Source organism: Humibacter sp. RRB41 (genome assembly GCF_022761015.1).
GTDB lineage: Bacteria > Actinomycetota > Actinomycetes > Actinomycetales > Microbacteriaceae > Humibacter.
On record NZ_JAKWJQ010000004.1, the window covers coordinates 286,277 to 304,805 of the forward strand.

An 18,529-nucleotide genomic window follows, 5' to 3' on the forward strand; every position below is an offset into this window, starting at 1 on the left:
AGAGCCGGTGACGTCGGGCGTGAACTCAGGCAGCCTGGGCCACGTCGCCGATGTGCCCGACGCGCACCGGCACGGCCGCGGCGAGCTCGGCGATGGAGCCGGCGCCGTGCCGCTTCGCGGCGTGCACGATGATGGCGGCGCAGGCCTCGGCATCCGCCAGCGCCTCGTGATGGTTGAATCCCTCGAAGCCTGCGGCCATCGCGGCGACGGGCAGTCGGTACGAGTCGAGCGTGTACGTCTTGCGCGCCACCTGAAGGCTGCACAGGTAGTCGTACGACGGGCAGCGGATGCCGGTGGCCGCGCACGCCCCGCGGATCACGCCCATGTCGAAGCCGGCGTTGTGAGCCACCAGTGCGTCTTCGCCGGCGAACGCCATCAGGTCATCGAGCTGCTCGACCCAGCCGGCGGCATGAGTCACGTCACTCGCGTGGATGCCATGGATTCGGATATTCCATTCCAGGAATGCGTCGTGCCCGTACGGCGGCCTGATCAGCCAGCCCGCCGTGTCGATCACGCGACCGGCTCGCACCTTCACCAGTCCCACGGAGCACGCGGACGCGCTACTGGAGTTCGCGGTTTCGAAGTCGATGGCAGTGAAGTCCAGTGGCACGGAATTCATGCTGGCACGCGCTCCCGACGCCACGTCGAGGCGACTCGGCGTGGCACGAGTTCGGCGGTCGGCGGCCTAACGTTGAGGCATGCAGTCGCGCAACCAGAAACTCGAGCACGCACTCTCGTTCGGCGGTGTCGCCGACGTGTACGAGGCATCCCGACCCGGGTACCCGGCGGAGGCCGTCGCCTGGCTGGTGCGCGAGGACGAAGCTCACGTCGTCGACGTCGGCGCTGGAACGGGCAAGCTGACGCGAGCACTGGCATCCGCGGGCCATGAGGTGGTCGCCGTCGACCCCTCGCCGGACATGCTCGAGGTGCTCCGTAAGACGGTGCAGGGGGTCGAGACGCTGGTCGGCACGGGGGAGCGGATGCCGTTGCCCGACGAGTCGGCCGACGCCGTCACCTTCGCACAGGCCTGGCACTGGGTCGAGGCGTCGAAGGCGTCGGAGGAGGTCGGTCGCGTGCTCAAGCCGGGTGGCCACCTCGGACTGATCTGGAACTCCAGGGACGACCGGGTCGATTGGGTGAGCGAGCTCAGCGTCGCGATGCACGCAGACGGCGATCAATACACCGATGGCATGGACGACCCACACGTTCACGCGCCCTTCGGCGAGCCCGAACGCACCCAGTTCGAATGGTCTCAGCCGTATACGCGCGAAGGGATGCTCGACCTCGTCAGGTCACGCAGCTACTACGCGGTGATGACGCCCGAACAGCAGCGAGAGACGCTCGACCGCGTGCGCAGACTGCTCGACACGCATGAGAAGACGGCCGGCTCGGAGACCATCGCACTGCCCTATGTGACGATGGCGTTCCGCTACACCAGGCCCTGACCGCAGTCTCGACACCCTCGGTGCGGACGGCGTCGACCCTGTGCGGGATGCTCAGTCGAGCGGGTCGCGAAATGTGGTCTTGCTCAATCGTAAAACGCGATATATCGTGAAACGGCCGAGGCGCTCATCCGTGCCAACGACGATGTCGGTGGTGGACGCAAGGATGACCGTCGTCGCTCTGTGCTTCAGGCTCAAGGCACCCACATTCAAGGCACCCCACACTCAAACGGAGTATTCCCGTGCTGTTCAAACTGCTCGTCCGCTATCTCAAGCCCTACGGCTGGTTACTTGCCGGAGTCCTCGTCTTCCAATTCGCGTCGGCGCTGGCAAGTCTGTTCCTGCCCAGCCTCAACGCCGACATCATCGACAACGGCGTCTCCAAGGGTGACACCGACTACATCTGGCACACCGGCACGATCATGCTGATCATCTCGTTCGGCCAGATCGTCGCCTCTATCATCGCCACCTTCTTCGCGGCCAGGGCCGCGATGCAACTGGGCCGCGACATCCGAGATGACGTGTTCGAGCGCGTCTCCGGCTTCTCGGAACGCGAAGTGACCTCGTTCGGCGCCGGCTCCTTGATCACCCGCAACACGAACGACGTGCAGCAGGTGCAGATGCTCACCATGATGGCTGCGACGTTCCTCGTCTCGGCTCCGCTCCTGGCCATCGGGGGCATCATCCTCGCCGTGCGCCAGAGCGTCAGCCTGTCCTGGCTGATCGCCGTCGCCGTCCCCGCCCTGCTCATCGTGGCCGCCCTCATCATCGGTCGCATGGTGCCGCTCTTCCGCAGCTACCAGGAGCGCCTCGACGGGGTGAACCGGGTGATGCGCGAGCAGCTCACAGGCATCCGCGTCATCCGCGCATTCGTGCGCGAGCCGATCGAGGAGGAGCGGTTCCGCGACGCGAACACCGGCATCATGGTGGTGGGAAGGCGAGTGGGCTCGCTCTTCGTTCTGCTCTTCCCGATCGTCATGCTCATCCTCAACGTGACGGTGATCGGAGTCATCTGGTTCGGCGGCATGAAGGTCGATTCAGGAGACGTGCAGATCGGCACGCTGTTCGCCTTCATGCAGTACGTGATGATCATCCTTTCCGGCGTGTTGATGGCCAGCTTCATGACGATGATGATCCCGAGGGCCGCCGTGTCGGCCGACCGCATCGGCGAGGTGCTCGCCGCCGACGCGTCGTTGAAGCGCGCCGACCGGCCGGTGACACAGTTCCCGTCGGAGGGCGCCGTCGAGTTCGTGGAAGCGACCTTCAGCTATCCAGGAGCAGAGCATCCTGTGCTCTCCGGCATCAGCTTCTCGGCGGCCAAGGGCGAGACCGTCGCGATCGTCGGCTCGACAGGCGCGGGCAAGACGACCCTAGTCTCGCTCATTCCTCGCTTGTTCGACGTCACAGGCGGTTCGGTGATGGTCGGCGGCGTCGACGTGCGCGACGCCGACCTCGACGCGCTCTGGCGCACGATCGGACTGGTGCCGCAGCGGCCGTTCCTGTTCACGGGCACCGTGGCATCCAACCTGCGGTTCGGACGCGAAGAGTCCACAGACGCCGAGCTGTGGCATGCACTCGAGATCGCGCAGGGCAGCGACTTCGTCGCCCAGATGGAGGGCGGCCTCGATGCCCGCATCTCGCAGGGCGGCACGAACGTCTCCGGTGGACAGCGCCAGCGTCTTGCGATCGCCAGGGCGATCGTGCACAACCCGCAGATCCTCGTCTTCGACGACTCGTTCTCGGCTCTCGACCTGTCGACGGATGCCCGGCTGCGGCAAGCGCTCTGGCGCGAGCTCCCCGAGGTGACCAAGATCGTCGTCGCCCAGCGCGTCTCGACCATCACCGACGCCGACCGCATCGTCGTGCTCGACGACGGCAAGGTGGTGGGGCTCGGCACGCACGATCAGCTGCTGGAGACGAACGACACCTACCGCGAGATCGTGGAATCCCAGCTCGGAGTGGAGGCGGGCCGATGAGCGCCGAGAAAACGAACGCAGAAAAGACCGGCGCCGCGAAGACGCGCAGGAAGAGGAACGGCGCAGCGAACGGCACGACGGCCGAGCTGAGCGCCGAGGAGAAGCTCGAACTCGAGCTCGCCGAGCAGGCCAGGCTTTCCGCCGACGACTGGAGCGGAGGCGTCGCTCCCGGCAAAGCCGCGAACTTCGGGCCGTCGTTCCGCCGGCTGATCGGACTGCTGAAGCCGAACGCGCTGGCGTTCGTGTTCGTGTCGATCCTCGGCGCCATCGGCGTCGTGCTCACGGTGCTCGCGCCCAAAGTGCTCGGCCAGGCCACGAACGTCCTGTTCGAGGGCGTCGTGTCGAAGCAGCTGCCGGCCGGCACCACGAAGCAGCAGGTGATCGACCAGCTGAACCAGTCCGGTCAGCACGATCTGGCGAACATCATCGGGGCGTTCCAGAACCTTGTGCCGGGCGCGGGCGTCGACTTCGTGGCGCTCAGCCAGATTCTCATGATCGTGCTGGCGCTGTACGTGGCGTCGTCGGTGCTGACATGGCTGCAGGGCTACGTCATCAACATCATCATGGTGCGCACCATGTGGCGCCTGCGAGAGCAGGTCGAGGCCAAGATCAACCGGCTTCCGCTCAGCTACTTCGACCGGGTGCAGCGCGGAGAGCTCATCTCCCGCGTGACCAACGACATCGACAACATCACGCAGATGATGCAGCAGTCGCTGTCGCAGGCACTCGTGAGCGTGCTCACGGTGGTCGGCGTTCTCATCATGATGTTCTCGATCTCGTGGCAGCTCTCGCTGGTCGCGCTCGTTACGCTGCCGCTGATGGGCATCATCTTCGGCGTGATCGGGCCGCGCTCGCAGAAGGCGTTCGGCATCCAGTGGCGCAAGGTCGGCCGCCTGAACGCGCGCGTCGAGGAGTCGTTCTCTGGGCACGCACTCGTGAAGGTGTTCGGTCGGGAGAAGAGCTCGCGCGACGCGTTCCGCGAGGAGAATCAGGAGCTCTACCGGGCATCCTTCAAGGCGCAGTTCCTGTCGAACACGATGATGCCGGCCATGATGTTCGTCGGAAATCTCAGCTACGTCGGGATCGCGGTGCTCGGCGGGCTGATGGTGGCGAGTGGACAACTGCGACTCGGTGACGTGCAGGCGTTCATCCAGTACTCGCAGCAGTTCACCCAGCCGCTCTCCGAGCTCGGTGGCATGGCCGCCGTTGTGCAGTCGGGCACGGCGTCAGCCGAGCGGGTGTTCGAGCTGCTGGATCAGTCCGAGCAGGAGCCGGATGCGGTCGATGCACCGGCCCCGGTGCAGGGCGACGGGACCATCGAGTTCGACCACGTGTCGTTCTCGTACTCCAAGGAGCGGCCGCTCATCACCGACCTCTCCTTCAGTGTCGAGCCCGGGCAGACCGTCGCGATCGTCGGACCGACGGGCGCAGGCAAAACGACCCTCGTCAACCTGATCATGCGGTTCTACGAGCTCGACGGCGGGCGCATCCTGCTGAACGGGCAGAACATCGCCGATCTCACCAGGCGCGACGTTCGGGCCAAGACGGGCATGGTCCTGCAGGACCCGTGGCTCTTCGCCGGAACCATTCGTGACAACATCCGATACGGCAACGCGGACGCCTCCGACGAACAGCTCCTCGAGGCGGCGAAGGCCACGTACGTCGACCGGTTCGTGCACTCGCTGCCCGACGGCTACGACACCGTGCTCGACGAGGACGCCTCGAACATCTCGGCGGGCGAGAAACAGCTGATCACGATCGCGCGAGCGTTCGTCGCCCGGCCGTCGGTGCTCATTCTCGATGAGGCGACCAGCTCCGTCGACACACGCACCGAGCTGCTCCTCCAGCACGCCATGGCCGCGCTGCGTGAGGGACGCACGTCGTTCGTCATCGCTCACCGGCTCTCGACCATTCGCGACGCGCACCTGATCCTCGTGATGGAGCACGGCGACATCGTCGAGAAGGGCACGCACCCCGAGCTCATCGCGGCGAAGGGCGCGTACTACCGGCTGTACAACGCGCAGTTCGAGCAGGCTGCGACGGACCTCGACGAGGAGTTCGCCGCGGTGCAGGGCGACGAACTCGCCAAAGAGGCCGAAGAGATCGCCGAGCGCGACGAGCCCGATCCCGCTGTCATCGACTGACGTCGACGGGGCGCGGAGTCTGGTCCGACCCCTTCCGTATCCGGCGGCGCCGGGACCTCCCGTCGCCGCCGGATACGATGGGTGCCCGTGGCTCTCACTATCGGCATCGTCGGCCTGCCCAACGTCGGCAAGTCCACCCTCTTCAACGCTCTGACCAAGAATCAGGTGCTCGCGGCGAACTATCCGTTCGCCACCATCGAGCCCAACGTCGGCGTGGTGAACCTGCCCGATCCGAGGCTGACGACGCTCTCCGACCTCTTCCATTCGGAGCGCATCGTGCCGGCCACGGTGAGCTTCGTCGACATCGCCGGCATCGTCCGTGGCGCCTCGACCGGCGAGGGGCTCGGCAACCAGTTCCTCGCGAACATCCGTGAAGCGGATGCCATCGCGCAGGTCGTGCGCGGATTCGCCGACTCCGACGTCGTGCACGTCGAAGGCGAGGTCAACCCGGCGAACGACCTGGAGACGATCGGCGCGGAGCTCATGCTCGCCGACCTTCAGACGCTCGAGAAGGCGATCACGCGCTACGAGAAGGAGGTGCGCGGTCGCAAGCTCGACGGCGCCGTGCTCGAGGCCGCCGTCGCCGCGAAGGACTCGCTGGAGCGGGGCGTGCTGCTGTCGGCATCCGGCCTCGAACTGGAGTCCATCGATGAGCTCGGACTGCTCACCTCGAAGCCGTTCATCTTCGTGTTCAACGTTGACGAGGCCGTGTTGACGGATGCCTCGCGCAAGGCCGAACTCGCCGCTCTCGTCGCGCCCGCCCAGGCCGTGTTCCTCGACGCGAAGATCGAGTCGGAGTTGATCGACCTCGACCCGGAGGATGCCGCGGAGCTGCTCGCATCAACCGGCCAAGACGAGAGCGGACTCGACCAGCTCGCCCGCATCGGCTTCGACACGCTCGGTCTGCAGACCTTCCTCACCGCAGGTCCGAAGGAGTCCCGTGCCTGGACGATCCACAAGGGGTGGAAGGCGCCGCAGGCGGCCGGTGTGATCCACACCGACTTCGAGAAGGGCTTCATCAAGGCCGAGGTCATCTCGTTCGAGGATCTCGTCGAGCTCGGCTCCGTGCACGAGGCGCGCGCGAAGGGCAAGGCGCGGCTCGAGGGCAAGGACTACGTCATGCGAGACGGCGACGTGGTGGAATTCAGGTTCAACGTTTAGTCGACCCTCACGTCGTCAGTCGGACCCTGGTCGCCTGCGAGCGTTCTTGATCTCTGCGCGGCGGTGTTTCGCTTCGAGTCGCCGCCTCCGTGCGCCATTCGTCACACGAGTCGCTCGCCGCGTGGTGGGCGGCACGACAGCGTCGCGCAGGATGCCCGCGAGCCGTAGCCTCGCTGCCGTGCGGTTCATCCTCTGCGACCGATGTTCGGCAGCGCTGATGGTGAGCACCGTGCCGGAGAGCCGCCCGGCGAGCCGCTTCAGCGCTCGCTCGCGTTGCACATCGTCGAGCGCCGTCGTCGTCCTCAGATCGAGGCTCAGCTGCACGCGTGAATCGGCAGTGTTGACGCCCTGACCTCCTGGTCCTGATGCGTGCGAGAACTGCTCGACGAGCTCGTTCGCCGGTACACGCATCCCGCGAGGGGAACCGGGGCCAGGTCGCACATGCAGATCGTCCACCGTCAGCGGCCCTGGCGCTTCTTGTATGGCTTCGGCTGCCCTTTTACGACGGGCGCGCGCCCCTTGCCCTTGGATGCCTTCGCCTTGCCGCCCGCATTCACCGGCTTCTTCGCCGGTGCGGGTGAAGCCGCGAGCTCCTTCTTCGCTTCAGGCAGCAGCATCTCTCCTACTGCGGTCAGCCGAGTCTCGCCGCCGCGCGAGAAGAGCGGAGCCCCGACTTCGGTTTCGAGCTTCTCGATCGAGGAGTACAGCGACGCGAGTGGGATGCCGAGGGAATCCGCCGCACGAGGGAAGTGCAACTCCTCGGCGACAGCGACGAAACGTTGAAGCAGTGTGACGTTCACGGGCTGCCCTTCGTCTGTCCGCGGGGATCGCGGTCCGTAGCCAGCCACGCTACCCGTCGGCGCGGTCGCCGAAGCTCCGATCCAGCGCAGCGCTCGGGATGTGCCACTTGAAACGCAGCGAGAGCACCCGGAATGCGAAGACCAGAGCGGCGATGAGCACCTCGGCGAGGGGGCCGTACCAACCGGCAACCCACAGCGCAGTGATCGATGCCGCCCCCAGCATGGCGGGTACCGCGTAAAGATCCCTCGGGTTGAACAGTTGGGGATCCCTGTTCGCCACCACGTCACGCAGCAGCCCTCCGCCGACTCCGGTCATGACTCCCAACAGCGCAGCGGCGACGGGATTCATGCCGAGTTCCAGTGCCTTGACTGCTCCTGTGGTGCAGAACAGTGCCAAGCCTGCGGCGTCGAAGACGAGCAGCAGCCGTGGGAACCGCTCAACGGGACGCACGAAGAAGAACACCAGAACAGCCGCGGCAAGCGGGGGGATCAAATAGATGGGTTGTGCGAACGCCGTCGGCGTCACGCCGAGCACCAGATCGCGCATCACGCCGCCGCCGAGACCCGTCAGCGATCCCAGCAGAAGCGAGCCCACGATGTCGAATCCTCGACGGGCGGCCAGCAGACTCCCTGAGACGGCGAAGAAGAAGGTGCCGAGCAGATCGAGGATGAGCGACCAGGTGACATCCACAGCCCTCCGCCTCCGCCCTCCGCCAGCGCCCTACAGACTAACGCCCGCTGGAGCCGTCATCGTTCGGGACCGGCATGCAGTGGGGGCGTCACCCGATTCACCACGCGACGATTTGACCTCGAAAGTCGAGGAACTGCAGCCCGCCGCGACCGCGTTGGGCGTCGATGACCTTCACAAGCTTCGGAATGCTGTCCTCGATCGCGAGCGGCGCAGCATCGCCGCCGACACCGGTGCCCCGAATCCAGCCCGGTGCAAGGAGCAGGAGCGTGCGCGGATCGTCGACGTGGCGAGCGGCGTAGCTGCGCATCAATTGATTGAGTGCCGACTTGCTGGCGCGATAGATCTCGAACCCACCGCGTTCATTGTTCGCGATGCTTCCCTGCCCGGACGACATGATCGCGATGGTGCCGGTGTCGGGGACGAGATCGTGAAAGACCTCGACGACGCGCATCGGGCTGAGCGCGTTCGTCACCATGAGTCTGGAGAACTCGTCGGTGCCGACATCCGCAACCGTCTCCTCTGCTCCGTTGGCGACGCCCGCGTTGACGAAGAGCAGGTCGAAGCTGCGAGTGTTCAGCCGGCCGTGAAGCGCTGCGATCTCCTCTTGCTCAGTGATGTCGATCGTCTCGATCTCGAGCGTGTCCGCATAGTGGTCGACGAGGTCGTGCAGCGCTGTGCGCCGCGGCCCTCTCACGGTGGCGACGACGGTGGCTCCTGCCCTGAGATATTCCTCGGCGAGCGCGAGGCCGAGTCCGCGTGAGGCTCCGATCAGCAGGATGGACCCGTCCGAAGTGGCTGAGGTCATGAGATGTGGTTGTCCCTTCGTGGCCGAGATCGTGTCGATCCGACGATAGGGCGCGGTGCCCGATCTGCGCCCACCGTCGCCGGCCCGTGGCATGATCGCCTCATGCCCGAGTCTCCCGAGGTGCAGGCGCTTGTCGAGTTCGTCGCAGAACGCGCGGTGGGTCGCGACATCGCCGGTTTCGAGGTGCTCGATTATCCGGAGTACAAGACGCGGGCGGTCATGCCCTCGGTGCTCGCCGGATGCCGCATCGTCGCGGTGAGCAGGCACGGCAAGTACGTCGACATCGATGCAGGTGAACACCACCTCGTGATCAGTTTCGGCAGGGGTGGCTGGCTGGTCTGGCACGACGACGGCGAGACGGATGCCCATGGTGGCGACGCCGAAGAGGCCGCGGGAGCAATCGTGGACGCTCCCGCCGTCGCCAGCGTGGCACTCTCCGGCGGATCGGGGTTCGATGTCATCGATACCGGCGGCTACCGCAGCGTCGGTCTGTGGATCGTGGATCGCCCCACCGAGGTTCCCGGCGTCGCCAAACTCGGGCCGGACCCCGTCGATCCGGCGTTCTCCCGCGAGTCGTTCGATCGACCGATCGTCGGCCGGCGCAAACAGTTGAAGGCGGTGCTCCAGGAGCAGACGTCGTTCGCCGGCATCGGGAACGCGTACTCCGACGAGATCCTGTTCGTCGCACGGCTCTCGCCGGTGATTCACGCATCCGAGCTGTCGGAGGAGGATCGTGATCGTCTGTTCGACGCGCTGCGCACCGTGCCGCGGAGCGCGATCGACGCGCGACGGGGCATTCCTCTGGACCGGCTGAAGCAGGCGAAGATCGACGCCATGCTGGTGCACGGCCGCGCCGGCGAACCCTGCCCGAACGGCGACGGCACCGTGCACGACTTCACGTTCGCCGGGGCATCCGCTCAGTACTGTCCGGAGTGTCAGACCGGCGGCGTGATCCTGTGACCGCGACGGGCCGAGCCGACACGATGCGCCGGCTGGTCTTGTCCGAAGAGGCCATCTACGGGCTGATCCTGGTCACCGGCATGATCGTCGTGAGCAACACCCTCACCGGCGCCTCCCTGAACGCGCTGATCACCGTTGTCGTCACGGTCGTGGTGTTCTTCGCTGCGCACGTCTACGCCGGGACCATCTCGCACCTGAGCACGAATCGTGGTCACGGCGATCTGAGGCTCAGCTTGACGGCGGCGATTCAGCACTCGATCGGCATGCTGGCCGCATCGGTCATTCCGATCGTGATCCTGCTGCTCGGCGTCAGCCACGTCGTCGACGATGAGATCGCGATCTGGGCAGCGCTCATCGTGGACACGGTGCTGCTGGGTGTGCTCGGGTGGTTCGCCGTCGCCAGGTGGTCTCCGCACTTCTGGGTGCGCATCACGAGCGCCCTGATCACGGCAGCGTTCGGCGGCATCATCGCGTTGCTCAAGGCGCTCGTACACCACTGAGTCCGTGCTGCCCTGGTGGCGCCCCGGCGGGCGCTGCCACACTGGACGGATGCCCGACGCCTTGTTCGACGACCCCCGCTTCGCCAGGCTCTACGATCCCCTCGATCCCGACCGCAGTGATCTGGATGCCTACCTCGCGATGGCCGCGGAGTTCGACGCGCACACCGTGCTCGATGTGGGCTCCGGCACCGGCACGTTCGCCTGCCTTCTCGCCGAGCATGGCTACCAGGTGGTCGGGGTCGACCCTGCCGGCGCATCCATCGACGTCGCCAAGACGAAGGCGCACGCCGACGACGTGCGTTGGATCCACGGCGATGCCACCGAGCTGCCGGAGCTCTCCGTCGACATCGCGTTCATGACGGGGAACGTCGCGCAGGTGTTCCTGACGGACGAGGACTGGCATGCGACGCTGCGCGGTATCCGCGAGGCCCTTCGCGACGGCGGTCGTTTCGTGTTCGAGACCCGTGATCCCTCGAAGGAGTCCTGGCGAAGCTGGGTCAAGGATGCGACATACATCGACACCGAGATCGATGGAGTCGGAAGGGTGCGCACGTGGACCGACCTGGTGGCAGACGAGCTTCCGTTCGTCACGTTCGAGGACACGCTGATCCTGCCGGACGGCGACACGCTCCACTCGACGTCGACACTGAGGTTCCACACAAGGCACGAGGTGGAGGCGTCGCTCGCTCTCACCGGATTCGTGGTGGACGAGGTGCGGGATGCGCCGGACCGTCCCGGCAGGGAGTTCGTGTTCGTCGCTCGCCGAGTCTGACGCCCGGCGGGCGCCTCAGTTCGTTCCGGCGTGCTCCACGCTCATCACGAGGATGACCCGGTCGGCGCGGTCTGCAGGGGGCTCCACGTCCGTGTCGCCGTAGCGGCGCCCCAGCCGCACGTAGAACTCGCCATCAGGGTCGGGACGCGTCTCGATCAGACGGCCGCGCACCTCGAGGTAGCGGTAGAAGCTGCCGTCACGCACCACGGCGAGGCTCATCGACGGATTGTGCTGCAGGTTGCGGTACTTCTGCCGCTTCGTGGTGTGCGTGAACAGGATGTTCTCGCCGTCGAACTCGAACCACATCGGGTTCACCTGCACCGTGTCGTCCGGGCGAATGGTGCCGAGAAAGCCGAAGTTCGGCTCGACGAGCAGGGGCAGCAGCTGGGTGGGGATGATGTCGGATGCCGTCATGCATCCATCATGGCGGGGATGCGCCGACGTCGCCCGCGGTTCAGGGCGCCGGTCTCCGTGCAACGACGACCAGGCCGATGCCGCCGGGAACGTGCCGCTGCATCCACACGAACGGCGCTGTCGCGGTGGTCGCGACGGCGGACTTCCATGACCGCCGACCGAACTGGAACGTTCGCCCGCTCGCCTTGGTCATGTCTTCGACCGACAGACCCTCTGCACGCTTCAGCTTGCGGGCGTCGATAGGATTCCGCACCGCCTCCAGCGCGTATCCGAGCGGCGATCCGTAAAGCGTCGCCCGCACGTCGACGAGTCCCGCTGCCAGCACGGCGGCCGTGATCGACTCGGGCGAGTACCGCCGGAAGTGTCCGGCGTACTCGTCCATCGGCCCGTAGCGATCGGGATTCGCCGGCACCGACAACAGAAGATGGCCCCCTGGGTTGATGTGCGAGACCCAGTCGACAAGAGCGCCCGCGTCATCCTCGATGTGCTCCAGCACCTCGAAGGCGCAGACGAGGTCGGCGGAGTCCGACCAGACCTCGCTGAGCATCCCGTTGTAGACCGAGCCGCCGAACGGGGCGATGTTGACCAGCGCTTGTTCGTAGGACTGGCGATCGATCTCGACGCCCACGTAGGTGTGCGTCATGGACGCGATGCGCGCACCGACCGCGCCCTGGCCGACACCGACCTCGATGACGGATGTCGGTGCGAGCTCTTCGACGATCGGACCCACGATGCCCCAACGCAGTTGGGCACGGATGGCGAGCGGGGGAAACGGTGCCGGCTCGCGGGGGGCATCTACCATGCGGCAGAGCCTAGTGACGGCGCGATGACGCGGTCACCCCTTCGGGTGGATCTCTGCGGTCGTCAGGCGATCAAAGCGAGCGCACCGCGGCGACCGATTCGGTCAGCGCAGCGACTGCCCGCTCGAGTTCTGCCGAAGAGGCATCCGTCCAGCTGAAACGGATCGCGGTCGTGGCGAGCTCGTCGGGCAGACCGATCGCCGTGAGCACGTGCGAGGGATCCGTGCGCCCAGCTGCGCACGCCGAGCCGCTGGAGGCGATCACGCCGCGACGTTCCAACTCGAGCAGGACCGTCTCGCCATTCACGCCATCGACCACGAACGACGCGTGCCCGGCGATGCGCTCGAGCGGATGTCCCGTGAGCCGTGCCCCATTCACACGAGCAAGCACGTGCGAGACGAACTCGTCGCGCGCAGCCACGTCGTCGCGGTCGGCAGCGTGCGCGGCTCTCGCCCGCTCTGTGACGTCCAGCGCGGTCGCGAGCGCCACCGCGAACGCGACGTTCTCGGTGCCCGAGCGCCTGCCGCGCTCCTGTCCTCCGCCGTGCAGCACGGGCTCGAGGGCCAGGCTGCCGCGGAGATACGCGGCACCCGACCCCTTGGGAGCGCCGACCTTGTGCCCGGAGAACGAGAGCGCATCGACACCGAGGCCCCGCACCGTCAAGGGGAGTCGTCCGGCCGCCTGCACGGCATCCGTGTGGAACCGGGCGCCGACCTCGTGCGCCGCTTCGGCGAGCGCGGCGATGGGCTGCACGGTGCCGATCTCATTGTTGACGTAGGCGATGGAGACGATCGTGGTGTCCGATCGCAACACGGAGCGCAGAGCATCCGCCGTGACGCGGCCATACTCGTCCAGCGGCACGAAGTCCACCTCGAAGCCGTGCACCCGACGCAGAAAGTCCACCGATTCGAGCACTGCATCGTGCTCGGTCGCGATCGTGACGATATGACGTCCGCGCGGTGCGCCGAGCGCGATGCTCTTGATCGCGAGGTTGTCGCCCTCCGTTCCACCGGAGGTGAAGACCACCTCGGACGCACGGCAGCCGAGGTGCGCTGCGACGCGGGCACGGGCATCCGTCAGCGCGTCGGCGGCACGTCGCCCGTATTCGTGCGTGCTCGACGGGTTGCCGAAATCGCCCGTCAGGTACGGCCACGCGGCCTCGAGCGCCTCGCGGCGTACCGGCGTGGTCGCTGCGGCGTCGAGATAGAGCACCGGATCCGGGGTCATTCGATCGTCACGTCGAGTCCGATGTCGAGCGAACTCACGCTGTGCGTGAGGGCGCCCACCGAGATGACGTCGACGCCGGTGGCGGCGATCGCCGCGACCGTATCGAGGTTGACGTTGCCGCTCGCCTCGATGATCGCTCTGCCCGCCACCAGGGCGACGCCCTCACGCAGCTGGTCGATCGTGAAGTTGTCGAGCATGATCGTGTCCACTCCGCCGGCCAGCACGGGCTCGATCTGGTCGACGCGGTCCACCTCGACCTCGAGGTGCGTGGTGTGACCGAGTCGATCGTGCACCGAACGGATCGCATCCGTCAGGGACAGACCCCCCGCGGTGAGCACGGCGAGGTGGTTGTCCTTGGCCATCACGGCGTCCGAGAGCGAGTTGCGGTGGTTGCGCCCGCCGCCGCAGACCACGGCATGGCGTTCCAGCGCCCGCAGGCCGGGCGTTGTCTTGCGGGTGTCGACGATGCGGGCCTCCGTTCCGGCAGTCAGCGCCACGTACTTCGCCGTGAGCGTTGCGATGCCGCTCATGCGCTGCACGAGGTTGAGTGCGACTCGCTCGCCGCGCAGGATGCCCCGCGCCGGCCCCGTCACCGTCCCCAGCGTGCTCCCCGCGTCGAAGTGATCTCCGTCGGCGATCGTCAGCTCGACCGCGATGCGGTCATCGACAGCGTGCATCGTGCGGCGCACCACCTCGCCGCCCGCGAACACGCCCGGCTCACGAGCGACCAGCCGAGCGGATGCCGTCGCCTCCGCAGGAATGAACAGCTCGCTCGTCACGTCGCCCCACGGGGCGTCTTCGTCGAGGGCCATCTGCACGACGCGGTCGATGATCTGTGTGGTCAGCACGCGGCGACCGCCTTTCCGGCAAAGCCCTCCCGGGCGAAGATCTGGTCGTCGTCGCTCGGTGCGACGAGGGTCGGCACGAGGAGGTTCAGCGCGACGACACTGTGAACGGCCGTCTCGGCCGTGTCGGGATAGTCGCTGCGGTAGTGCGCACCACGCGACTCCCGACGGGCGAGCGCGCTGCGCGTGACGAGGATGCCCAGCGTGAGCAGGTTGCGATCCTCGTGCTCCTGGAGCGTGGTCGGCGCGGGAGCCGAAAGCCCAAGAGCCTCCAGACGTTCGAGGGCCGACCGCAGTCCGTCGCCGTCGCGTTGAACGCCGACGTGCCGCCACATCGTTTCGCGCACGAGATCCCCGAGATCGCGGCCGGCCGATCGAACCTCGGGCAGGACGCCGCGGCCGTCACCCGGCGAGGCCGGTCCGGCCCCCACAGCACCGTCGTCAGCGCCGGAGCGCACGAGATCCGCGACCCGCAGGGCGTCGACAGCGCGTGCGGCGAAGACGAGGCCCTCGAGAAGCGAGTTGGACGCCAGGCGATTGGCACCCTGGGCTCCTGTGCACGCCACCTCCCCGACGGCGTACAGGCCGGGCAGGCTGGTGCGGGCCCACGCATCCGTCTTCACGCCGCCCATCCAATAGTGCGCAGCCGGCGTGACGGGGATCGCTTCGCGCGCCCAGTCGAACCCTGCAGCGCGTGTCGCGGCCTGGATGGTCGGGAACCGCTTGGCGAGGAACCCGCGGCCGAGGTGCGTGGCGTCCAGCAGCGCGGGGGACCCGCCCTGCCCGGCCATGGTCGCGGCGATCGCACTCGCCACGACGTCGCGTGGCGCCAGCTCGGCATCGGGGTGCACGCGGGTCATGAAGCGTTCACCTGTGGCATCCAGAAGCACCGCGCCCTCGCCGCGCACAGCCTCGGAGACGAGCGTGCCTCCCGGGATCGCGAGCGCCGTCGGGTGGAACTGGTAGAACTCCAGATCGGCCAGCTCGGCGCCTGCCCGCCATGCCGCCGCGACACCGTCGCCGGTCGCGACCGCGGGGTTCGTCGTGTGCGCATAGAGCCTGCCGGCACCGCCGGTGGCAAGGATCACGGCCTCGGCTGCCAGGGTCGTGAACACGCGACCGTCGAAGGCGCGCACCCCGGTCACCCGGTCGCCGTCCGTCACCAGATCGGTGAGCATCGCGTGCTCGATCACCCGAACTCCGGATGCCTTCAGCCGCGCCGCCAGCGCGAGCTCGATCGCGCGGCCTGTGGCATCCCCGCCGGCATGCAGCACGCGGGCGCGCGAGTGGGCGGCCTCGAGCCCGCGCGCGAGTTGTCGCCCCTCGCGGTCGAACGGCACCCCGAACCCGATCAGCTCGCGCACGAGCCCCGGACCTTCGGTGCAGAGGATGCGCACGGCATCCTCGTCGCTCAGACCCGCACCGGCGCGGACCGTGTCGGCGACGTGCAGCTCGGCGCTGTCGTCGTCGAACACGGCCGCGGCGATGCCGCCTTGGGCATACAACGTGTTGCTCTCGGGCAGCGCGGCCTTCGTCACGACGGTGACGTCGGCGAACCTGCTCGCCCGCAGCGCGGCCGTGAGCCCTGCGATGCCGCTGCCCACCACGATCACACGTGGTCGCTCGACGCCCGTGAGCCCGGCCATGCTCAGGCGGCCATCGTCGTGTCGGGGCGGGCGGCGAGCATCCGCTCGAGGGCGATCTTGGCGTCGGCGGCGACCTCTGCCGAGACGCTCACCTGGTTGACGACGTCGCCTGCCACGAACGATTCGAGCACCCACGCGAGGTATCCAGGGTGGATGCGATACATCGTCGAGCATGGGCACACCACCGAGTCGAGGCAGAAGATCGTGTGCTGCGGGTACTCGGCTGCCAGCCGCTGCACCAGATTGATCTCGGTGCCGATCGCGAACGTCGATCCGGCGGGAGCCGCCTCGATGGCCTTGACGATGTAATCGGTCGACCCGTATTCGTCTGCGGCGTCGACGACCTCCATCGAGCACTCGGGGTGCACGATCACGCGCACGCCGGGGTGCTCCGTCCGCGCCGTACTGATCTGCGACACCGAGAACCGCTTGTGCACGGAGCAGAATCCCTGCCAGAGGATCACCTTCGCCGCGGTCAGCGACTCGGCGTCATTGCCGCCGAGACTCTTGCGCGGATTCCACATCGGCATCAGCTCGACGGGGATGCCCATCGCCTTCGCTGTGTTGCGTCCGAGGTGCTGGTCGGGGAAGAACAGCACCCGCTTGCCGCGCTCGAACGCCCAGCGCAGCACGGTCGCCGCGTTCGACGACGTGCAGACGATGCCGCCGTGGCGACCGCAGAACGCCTTCAGCGCCGCCGAGGAGTTCATATAGGTGACGGGGATCACGGATGCCGTGCCGTCGGCATCCGCCTCGCCACGCTGCTCATCGGCGTAGACCTCCATGAGCTGCTCCCACGCCTCTTCGACGGAGTCGATGTCTGCCATGTCGGCCATCGAGCAGCCTGCGGCCAGGTTCGGGAGAATCACACTCTGCTCGGCGGAGGTCAGGATGTCGGCCGTCTCCGCCATGAAGTGCACGCCGCAGAACACGATCGCCTCGGCTTCGGCATGCGCCTTGGCGGCATTGGCCAGCTGGAACGAGTCGCCGACGAAGTCGGCGTACTGCACCACCTCGTCGCGCTGGTAGAAGTGTCCGAGCACCATGACCCGCGACCCCAGCGTCTCCTTGGCGACACGGATGCGCTCGGCCAGCTCGTCTGCGGACGCGTCGCGATAGCGCTGCGGCAACTCGCCCTGGCGCGGGGCGTCCGCCGGAATCGGGTCGGCCATCGATGCGCCGGGACCGTAACCCGGCGCTGAGCCGGGCATCCCGAGATCGAAGGTCCACGGCGCTTCGACGAGGTCGGGCGTGCAGATCTCACCGGATTCCTCACCCGTCTCGATGAGGCGGATGGTGCGGTCGACCGAGGCGACGAGTGTCATGTTCGATGCCTTCTCTTCTTTCGTGATTCGATTTCCAGTGCGACGCCTCCAGCTCCCTGAGCGAGCGGCGCGAGTCGAAGGGTCAGGCCCAACCGCGGTCACGGATGCGGCAGCGGCCCGTTGTCCGCGAGATCGACGGATGCGTCGTAGCGGTAGAGCTTCGGCGGCCGGTTCCTGGCACCGGTGACGAATTCGCCGGTGTCGACGATGGAGTCAGAGCCCTCGACCGCACGACGGAAGTTGGCAGGATCGAGTCGCTTGCCGAGCACGGCCTCGTGCACCTCGCGTAGCTGCGCGAGTGTGAAGGTCTCGCCGAGAAGGGCGTGTGCGATGCGGGAGTACTCCATCTTCGTGCGCAGCCGCCACAGCGCGTAGTCGACGATCAGGTTGTGGTCGAAGGCCAGCTCGGGCAACTCGTCGGCGGGGAACCAGCGCACGTTCTGCCCGACCGTCGCGCGGGCGGCCTCGTCGGACCGAACGAGCGCCCAGTAGACGACGGAGACCATGCGGCCGGCGGGGGAGCGGTCGACGTCGCCGAAGGCGTAGAGCTGCTCCAGGTAGCGCGGCGCCAGCCCGGTCGTCTCGCCGAGGGTGCGACGGGCGGCGTCGGCGAGTCCCTCCGTCATGCCCAGCGGCCCGCCGGGAAGAGCCCATCTGCCGTCGAACGGATCCCGGATGCGTCGCACCAACGGCAACCACAGAGTGGGTGCGACTCCTTGCGCGCCGAACCGGTCGTCTGCGCGGAGAGCGAAGATGACAGTCGACACGGCAAGGCCGATCGCTTCGGCGTCGGGCGATGTGCGGGCATCCGTGTCGGCGGCCGCCGGATCGCTTTCGGCTGCCGCGGTCGTGCCCTCGGGTGTCGTATCGTCTGTCATAAGAGTAAAGGTTGTTCTGACCTGAACTCATAGTACACCTTAAGGTGCGAGTGACCAGAATCCATCTGACTCCACGTAGAGGCATTTCCGGGCGCATGCCCGGCGGCAAGGCGACCGAGAACCGTTTTTCGCGACCGACGCAG

Annotated in this window: 19 protein-coding genes; 7 read left to right on the forward strand and 12 right to left on the reverse strand. The window is 67.1% G+C overall.

The window, feature by feature from the left end:
- Positions 1 to 25: 25 nt before the first annotated feature.
- Positions 26 to 610: an exonuclease domain-containing protein gene (locus tag MJ603_RS12665; RefSeq protein ID WP_243064082.1), complete on the reverse strand. Its 585-nt coding sequence runs from the start codon at positions 608 to 610 to the stop codon at positions 26 to 28.
- Positions 611 to 698: 88 nt separating this feature from the next.
- Between MJ603_RS12665 and MJ603_RS12670 the strand changes: the two genes are divergently transcribed.
- The 4 genes from MJ603_RS12670 (at position 699) to ychF (ending at position 6,723) form a co-directional block, all read left to right on the forward strand.
- On the forward strand, positions 699 to 1,445 hold the full coding sequence (locus MJ603_RS12670) for a class I SAM-dependent methyltransferase (protein ID WP_243064083.1): 747 nt from the start codon (positions 699 to 701) through the stop codon (positions 1,443 to 1,445).
- Positions 1,446 to 1,684: 239 nt separating this feature from the next.
- Complete coding sequence (locus MJ603_RS12675; protein WP_243064084.1) at positions 1,685 to 3,418, forward strand: ABC transporter ATP-binding protein; 1,734 nt, start codon at positions 1,685 to 1,687, stop codon at positions 3,416 to 3,418.
- Entirely contained in the window at positions 3,415 to 5,562 is a 2,148-nt protein-coding gene (locus MJ603_RS12680) for an ABC transporter ATP-binding protein (RefSeq protein ID WP_243064085.1), read from the forward strand. The genes MJ603_RS12675 and MJ603_RS12680 overlap by 4 nt, the downstream gene beginning before the upstream one ends.
- 87 nt (positions 5,563 to 5,649) lie before the next feature.
- Positions 5,650 to 6,723, forward strand: coding sequence for a redox-regulated ATPase YchF (gene ychF / locus MJ603_RS12685; RefSeq protein WP_243064086.1), 1,074 nt, complete (start codon positions 5,650 to 5,652; stop codon positions 6,721 to 6,723).
- A gap of 15 nt (positions 6,724 to 6,738) precedes the next feature.
- Here ychF and arfB read toward each other — a convergent pair whose 3' ends face one another.
- From arfB to MJ603_RS12705, 4 genes are all read right to left on the reverse strand, one after another.
- Positions 6,739 to 7,179, reverse strand: a complete 441-nt coding sequence (gene arfB, locus MJ603_RS12690) for an alternative ribosome rescue aminoacyl-tRNA hydrolase ArfB (protein WP_243064087.1) — start codon at positions 7,177 to 7,179, stop codon at positions 6,739 to 6,741.
- 2 nt (positions 7,180 to 7,181) lie between these two features.
- The gene (locus MJ603_RS12695) at positions 7,182 to 7,523 is read right to left on the reverse strand and encodes a LysR family transcriptional regulator (protein WP_243064088.1); all 342 of its coding nucleotides are present in this window, start codon (positions 7,521 to 7,523) and stop codon (positions 7,182 to 7,184) included.
- A 49-nt stretch (positions 7,524 to 7,572) separates the two neighbouring features.
- Positions 7,573 to 8,214 carry a trimeric intracellular cation channel family protein gene (locus MJ603_RS12700; protein ID WP_243064089.1) on the reverse strand — a complete coding sequence of 214 codons (642 nt, stop codon included), beginning with the start codon at positions 8,212 to 8,214 and terminating at the stop codon, positions 7,573 to 7,575.
- Positions 8,215 to 8,311: 97 nt separating this feature from the next.
- On the reverse strand, positions 8,312 to 9,019 hold the full coding sequence (locus MJ603_RS12705) for an SDR family NAD(P)-dependent oxidoreductase (protein WP_243064090.1): 708 nt from the start codon (positions 9,017 to 9,019) through the stop codon (positions 8,312 to 8,314).
- 102 nt (positions 9,020 to 9,121) lie between these two features.
- Between MJ603_RS12705 and MJ603_RS12710 the strand changes: the two genes are divergently transcribed.
- Genes MJ603_RS12710 through MJ603_RS12720 form a run of 3 tightly spaced genes read left to right on the forward strand, consistent with a single transcriptional unit; the run spans position 9,122 to position 11,251 of the window.
- On the forward strand, positions 9,122 to 9,979 hold the full coding sequence (locus MJ603_RS12710) for a DNA-formamidopyrimidine glycosylase family protein (protein WP_243064091.1): 858 nt from the start codon (positions 9,122 to 9,124) through the stop codon (positions 9,977 to 9,979).
- On the forward strand, positions 9,976 to 10,479 hold the full coding sequence (locus MJ603_RS12715) for a hypothetical protein (RefSeq protein ID WP_243064092.1): 504 nt from the start codon (positions 9,976 to 9,978) through the stop codon (positions 10,477 to 10,479). Before MJ603_RS12710 ends, MJ603_RS12715 begins: the two co-directional genes overlap by 4 nt.
- Before the next feature lie 49 nt (positions 10,480 to 10,528).
- Complete coding sequence (locus MJ603_RS12720; protein ID WP_243064093.1) at positions 10,529 to 11,251, forward strand: bifunctional 2-polyprenyl-6-hydroxyphenol methylase/3-demethylubiquinol 3-O-methyltransferase UbiG; 723 nt, start codon at positions 10,529 to 10,531, stop codon at positions 11,249 to 11,251.
- A 15-nt stretch (positions 11,252 to 11,266) separates the two neighbouring features.
- Here MJ603_RS12720 and MJ603_RS12725 read toward each other — a convergent pair whose 3' ends face one another.
- The 7 genes from MJ603_RS12725 to MJ603_RS12755 all read right to left on the reverse strand — a co-directional run bounded on the left by MJ603_RS12725 (position 11,267) and on the right by MJ603_RS12755 (position 18,386).
- Complete coding sequence (locus MJ603_RS12725) at positions 11,267 to 11,665, reverse strand: PPOX class F420-dependent oxidoreductase (RefSeq protein WP_243064094.1); 399 nt, start codon at positions 11,663 to 11,665, stop codon at positions 11,267 to 11,269.
- Between the two features lie 40 nt (positions 11,666 to 11,705).
- Positions 11,706 to 12,467, reverse strand: a complete 762-nt coding sequence (locus MJ603_RS12730) for a bifunctional 2-polyprenyl-6-hydroxyphenol methylase/3-demethylubiquinol 3-O-methyltransferase UbiG (protein ID WP_243064095.1) — start codon at positions 12,465 to 12,467, stop codon at positions 11,706 to 11,708.
- A 70-nt stretch (positions 12,468 to 12,537) separates the two neighbouring features.
- Complete coding sequence (locus MJ603_RS12735; protein WP_243064281.1) at positions 12,538 to 13,677, reverse strand: cysteine desulfurase family protein; 1,140 nt, start codon at positions 13,675 to 13,677, stop codon at positions 12,538 to 12,540.
- 11 nt (positions 13,678 to 13,688) lie between these two features.
- Positions 13,689 to 14,540: a carboxylating nicotinate-nucleotide diphosphorylase gene (gene nadC / locus MJ603_RS12740; RefSeq protein WP_243064096.1), complete on the reverse strand. Its 852-nt coding sequence runs from the start codon at positions 14,538 to 14,540 to the stop codon at positions 13,689 to 13,691.
- A complete protein-coding gene (gene nadB, locus MJ603_RS12745; protein ID WP_243064097.1) occupies positions 14,534 to 16,183 on the reverse strand; it encodes an L-aspartate oxidase in 1,650 nt (549 codons plus the stop codon). The genes nadC and nadB overlap by 7 nt, the downstream gene beginning before the upstream one ends.
- Positions 16,184 to 16,185: 2 nt before the next feature.
- A complete protein-coding gene (nadA, locus tag MJ603_RS12750) occupies positions 16,186 to 17,508 on the reverse strand; it encodes a quinolinate synthase NadA (protein WP_243064098.1) in 1,323 nt (440 codons plus the stop codon).
- 98 nt (positions 17,509 to 17,606) lie between these two features.
- A complete protein-coding gene (locus MJ603_RS12755) occupies positions 17,607 to 18,386 on the reverse strand; it encodes an NUDIX domain-containing protein (protein WP_243064099.1) in 780 nt (259 codons plus the stop codon).
- Positions 18,387 to 18,529: the final 143 nt, after the last annotated feature.

Coding starts and splice junctions, on each gene's coding strand:
- MJ603_RS12680 (WP_243064085.1), top strand. CDS start 3,415: ATGAGCGCCGAGAAAACGAACGCAGAAAAGACCGGCGCCGCGAAGACG.
- nadA (WP_243064098.1), bottom strand. CDS start 17,508: ATGACACTCGTCGCCTCGGTCGACCGCACCATCCGCCTCATCGAGACG.
- MJ603_RS12705 (WP_243064090.1), bottom strand. CDS start 9,019: ATGACCTCAGCCACTTCGGACGGGTCCATCCTGCTGATCGGAGCCTCA.
- nadB (WP_243064097.1), bottom strand. CDS start 16,183: ATGGCCGGGCTCACGGGCGTCGAGCGACCACGTGTGATCGTGGTGGGC.
- MJ603_RS12720 (WP_243064093.1), top strand. CDS start 10,529: ATGCCCGACGCCTTGTTCGACGACCCCCGCTTCGCCAGGCTCTACGAT.
- MJ603_RS12710 (WP_243064091.1), top strand. CDS start 9,122: ATGCCCGAGTCTCCCGAGGTGCAGGCGCTTGTCGAGTTCGTCGCAGAA.
- MJ603_RS12725 (WP_243064094.1), bottom strand. CDS start 11,665: ATGACGGCATCCGACATCATCCCCACCCAGCTGCTGCCCCTGCTCGTC.
- MJ603_RS12755 (WP_243064099.1), bottom strand. CDS start 18,386: ATGACAGACGATACGACACCCGAGGGCACGACCGCGGCAGCCGAAAGC.
- MJ603_RS12670 (WP_243064083.1), top strand. CDS start 699: ATGCAGTCGCGCAACCAGAAACTCGAGCACGCACTCTCGTTCGGCGGT.
- MJ603_RS12730 (WP_243064095.1), bottom strand. CDS start 12,467: ATGGTAGATGCCCCCCGCGAGCCGGCACCGTTTCCCCCGCTCGCCATC.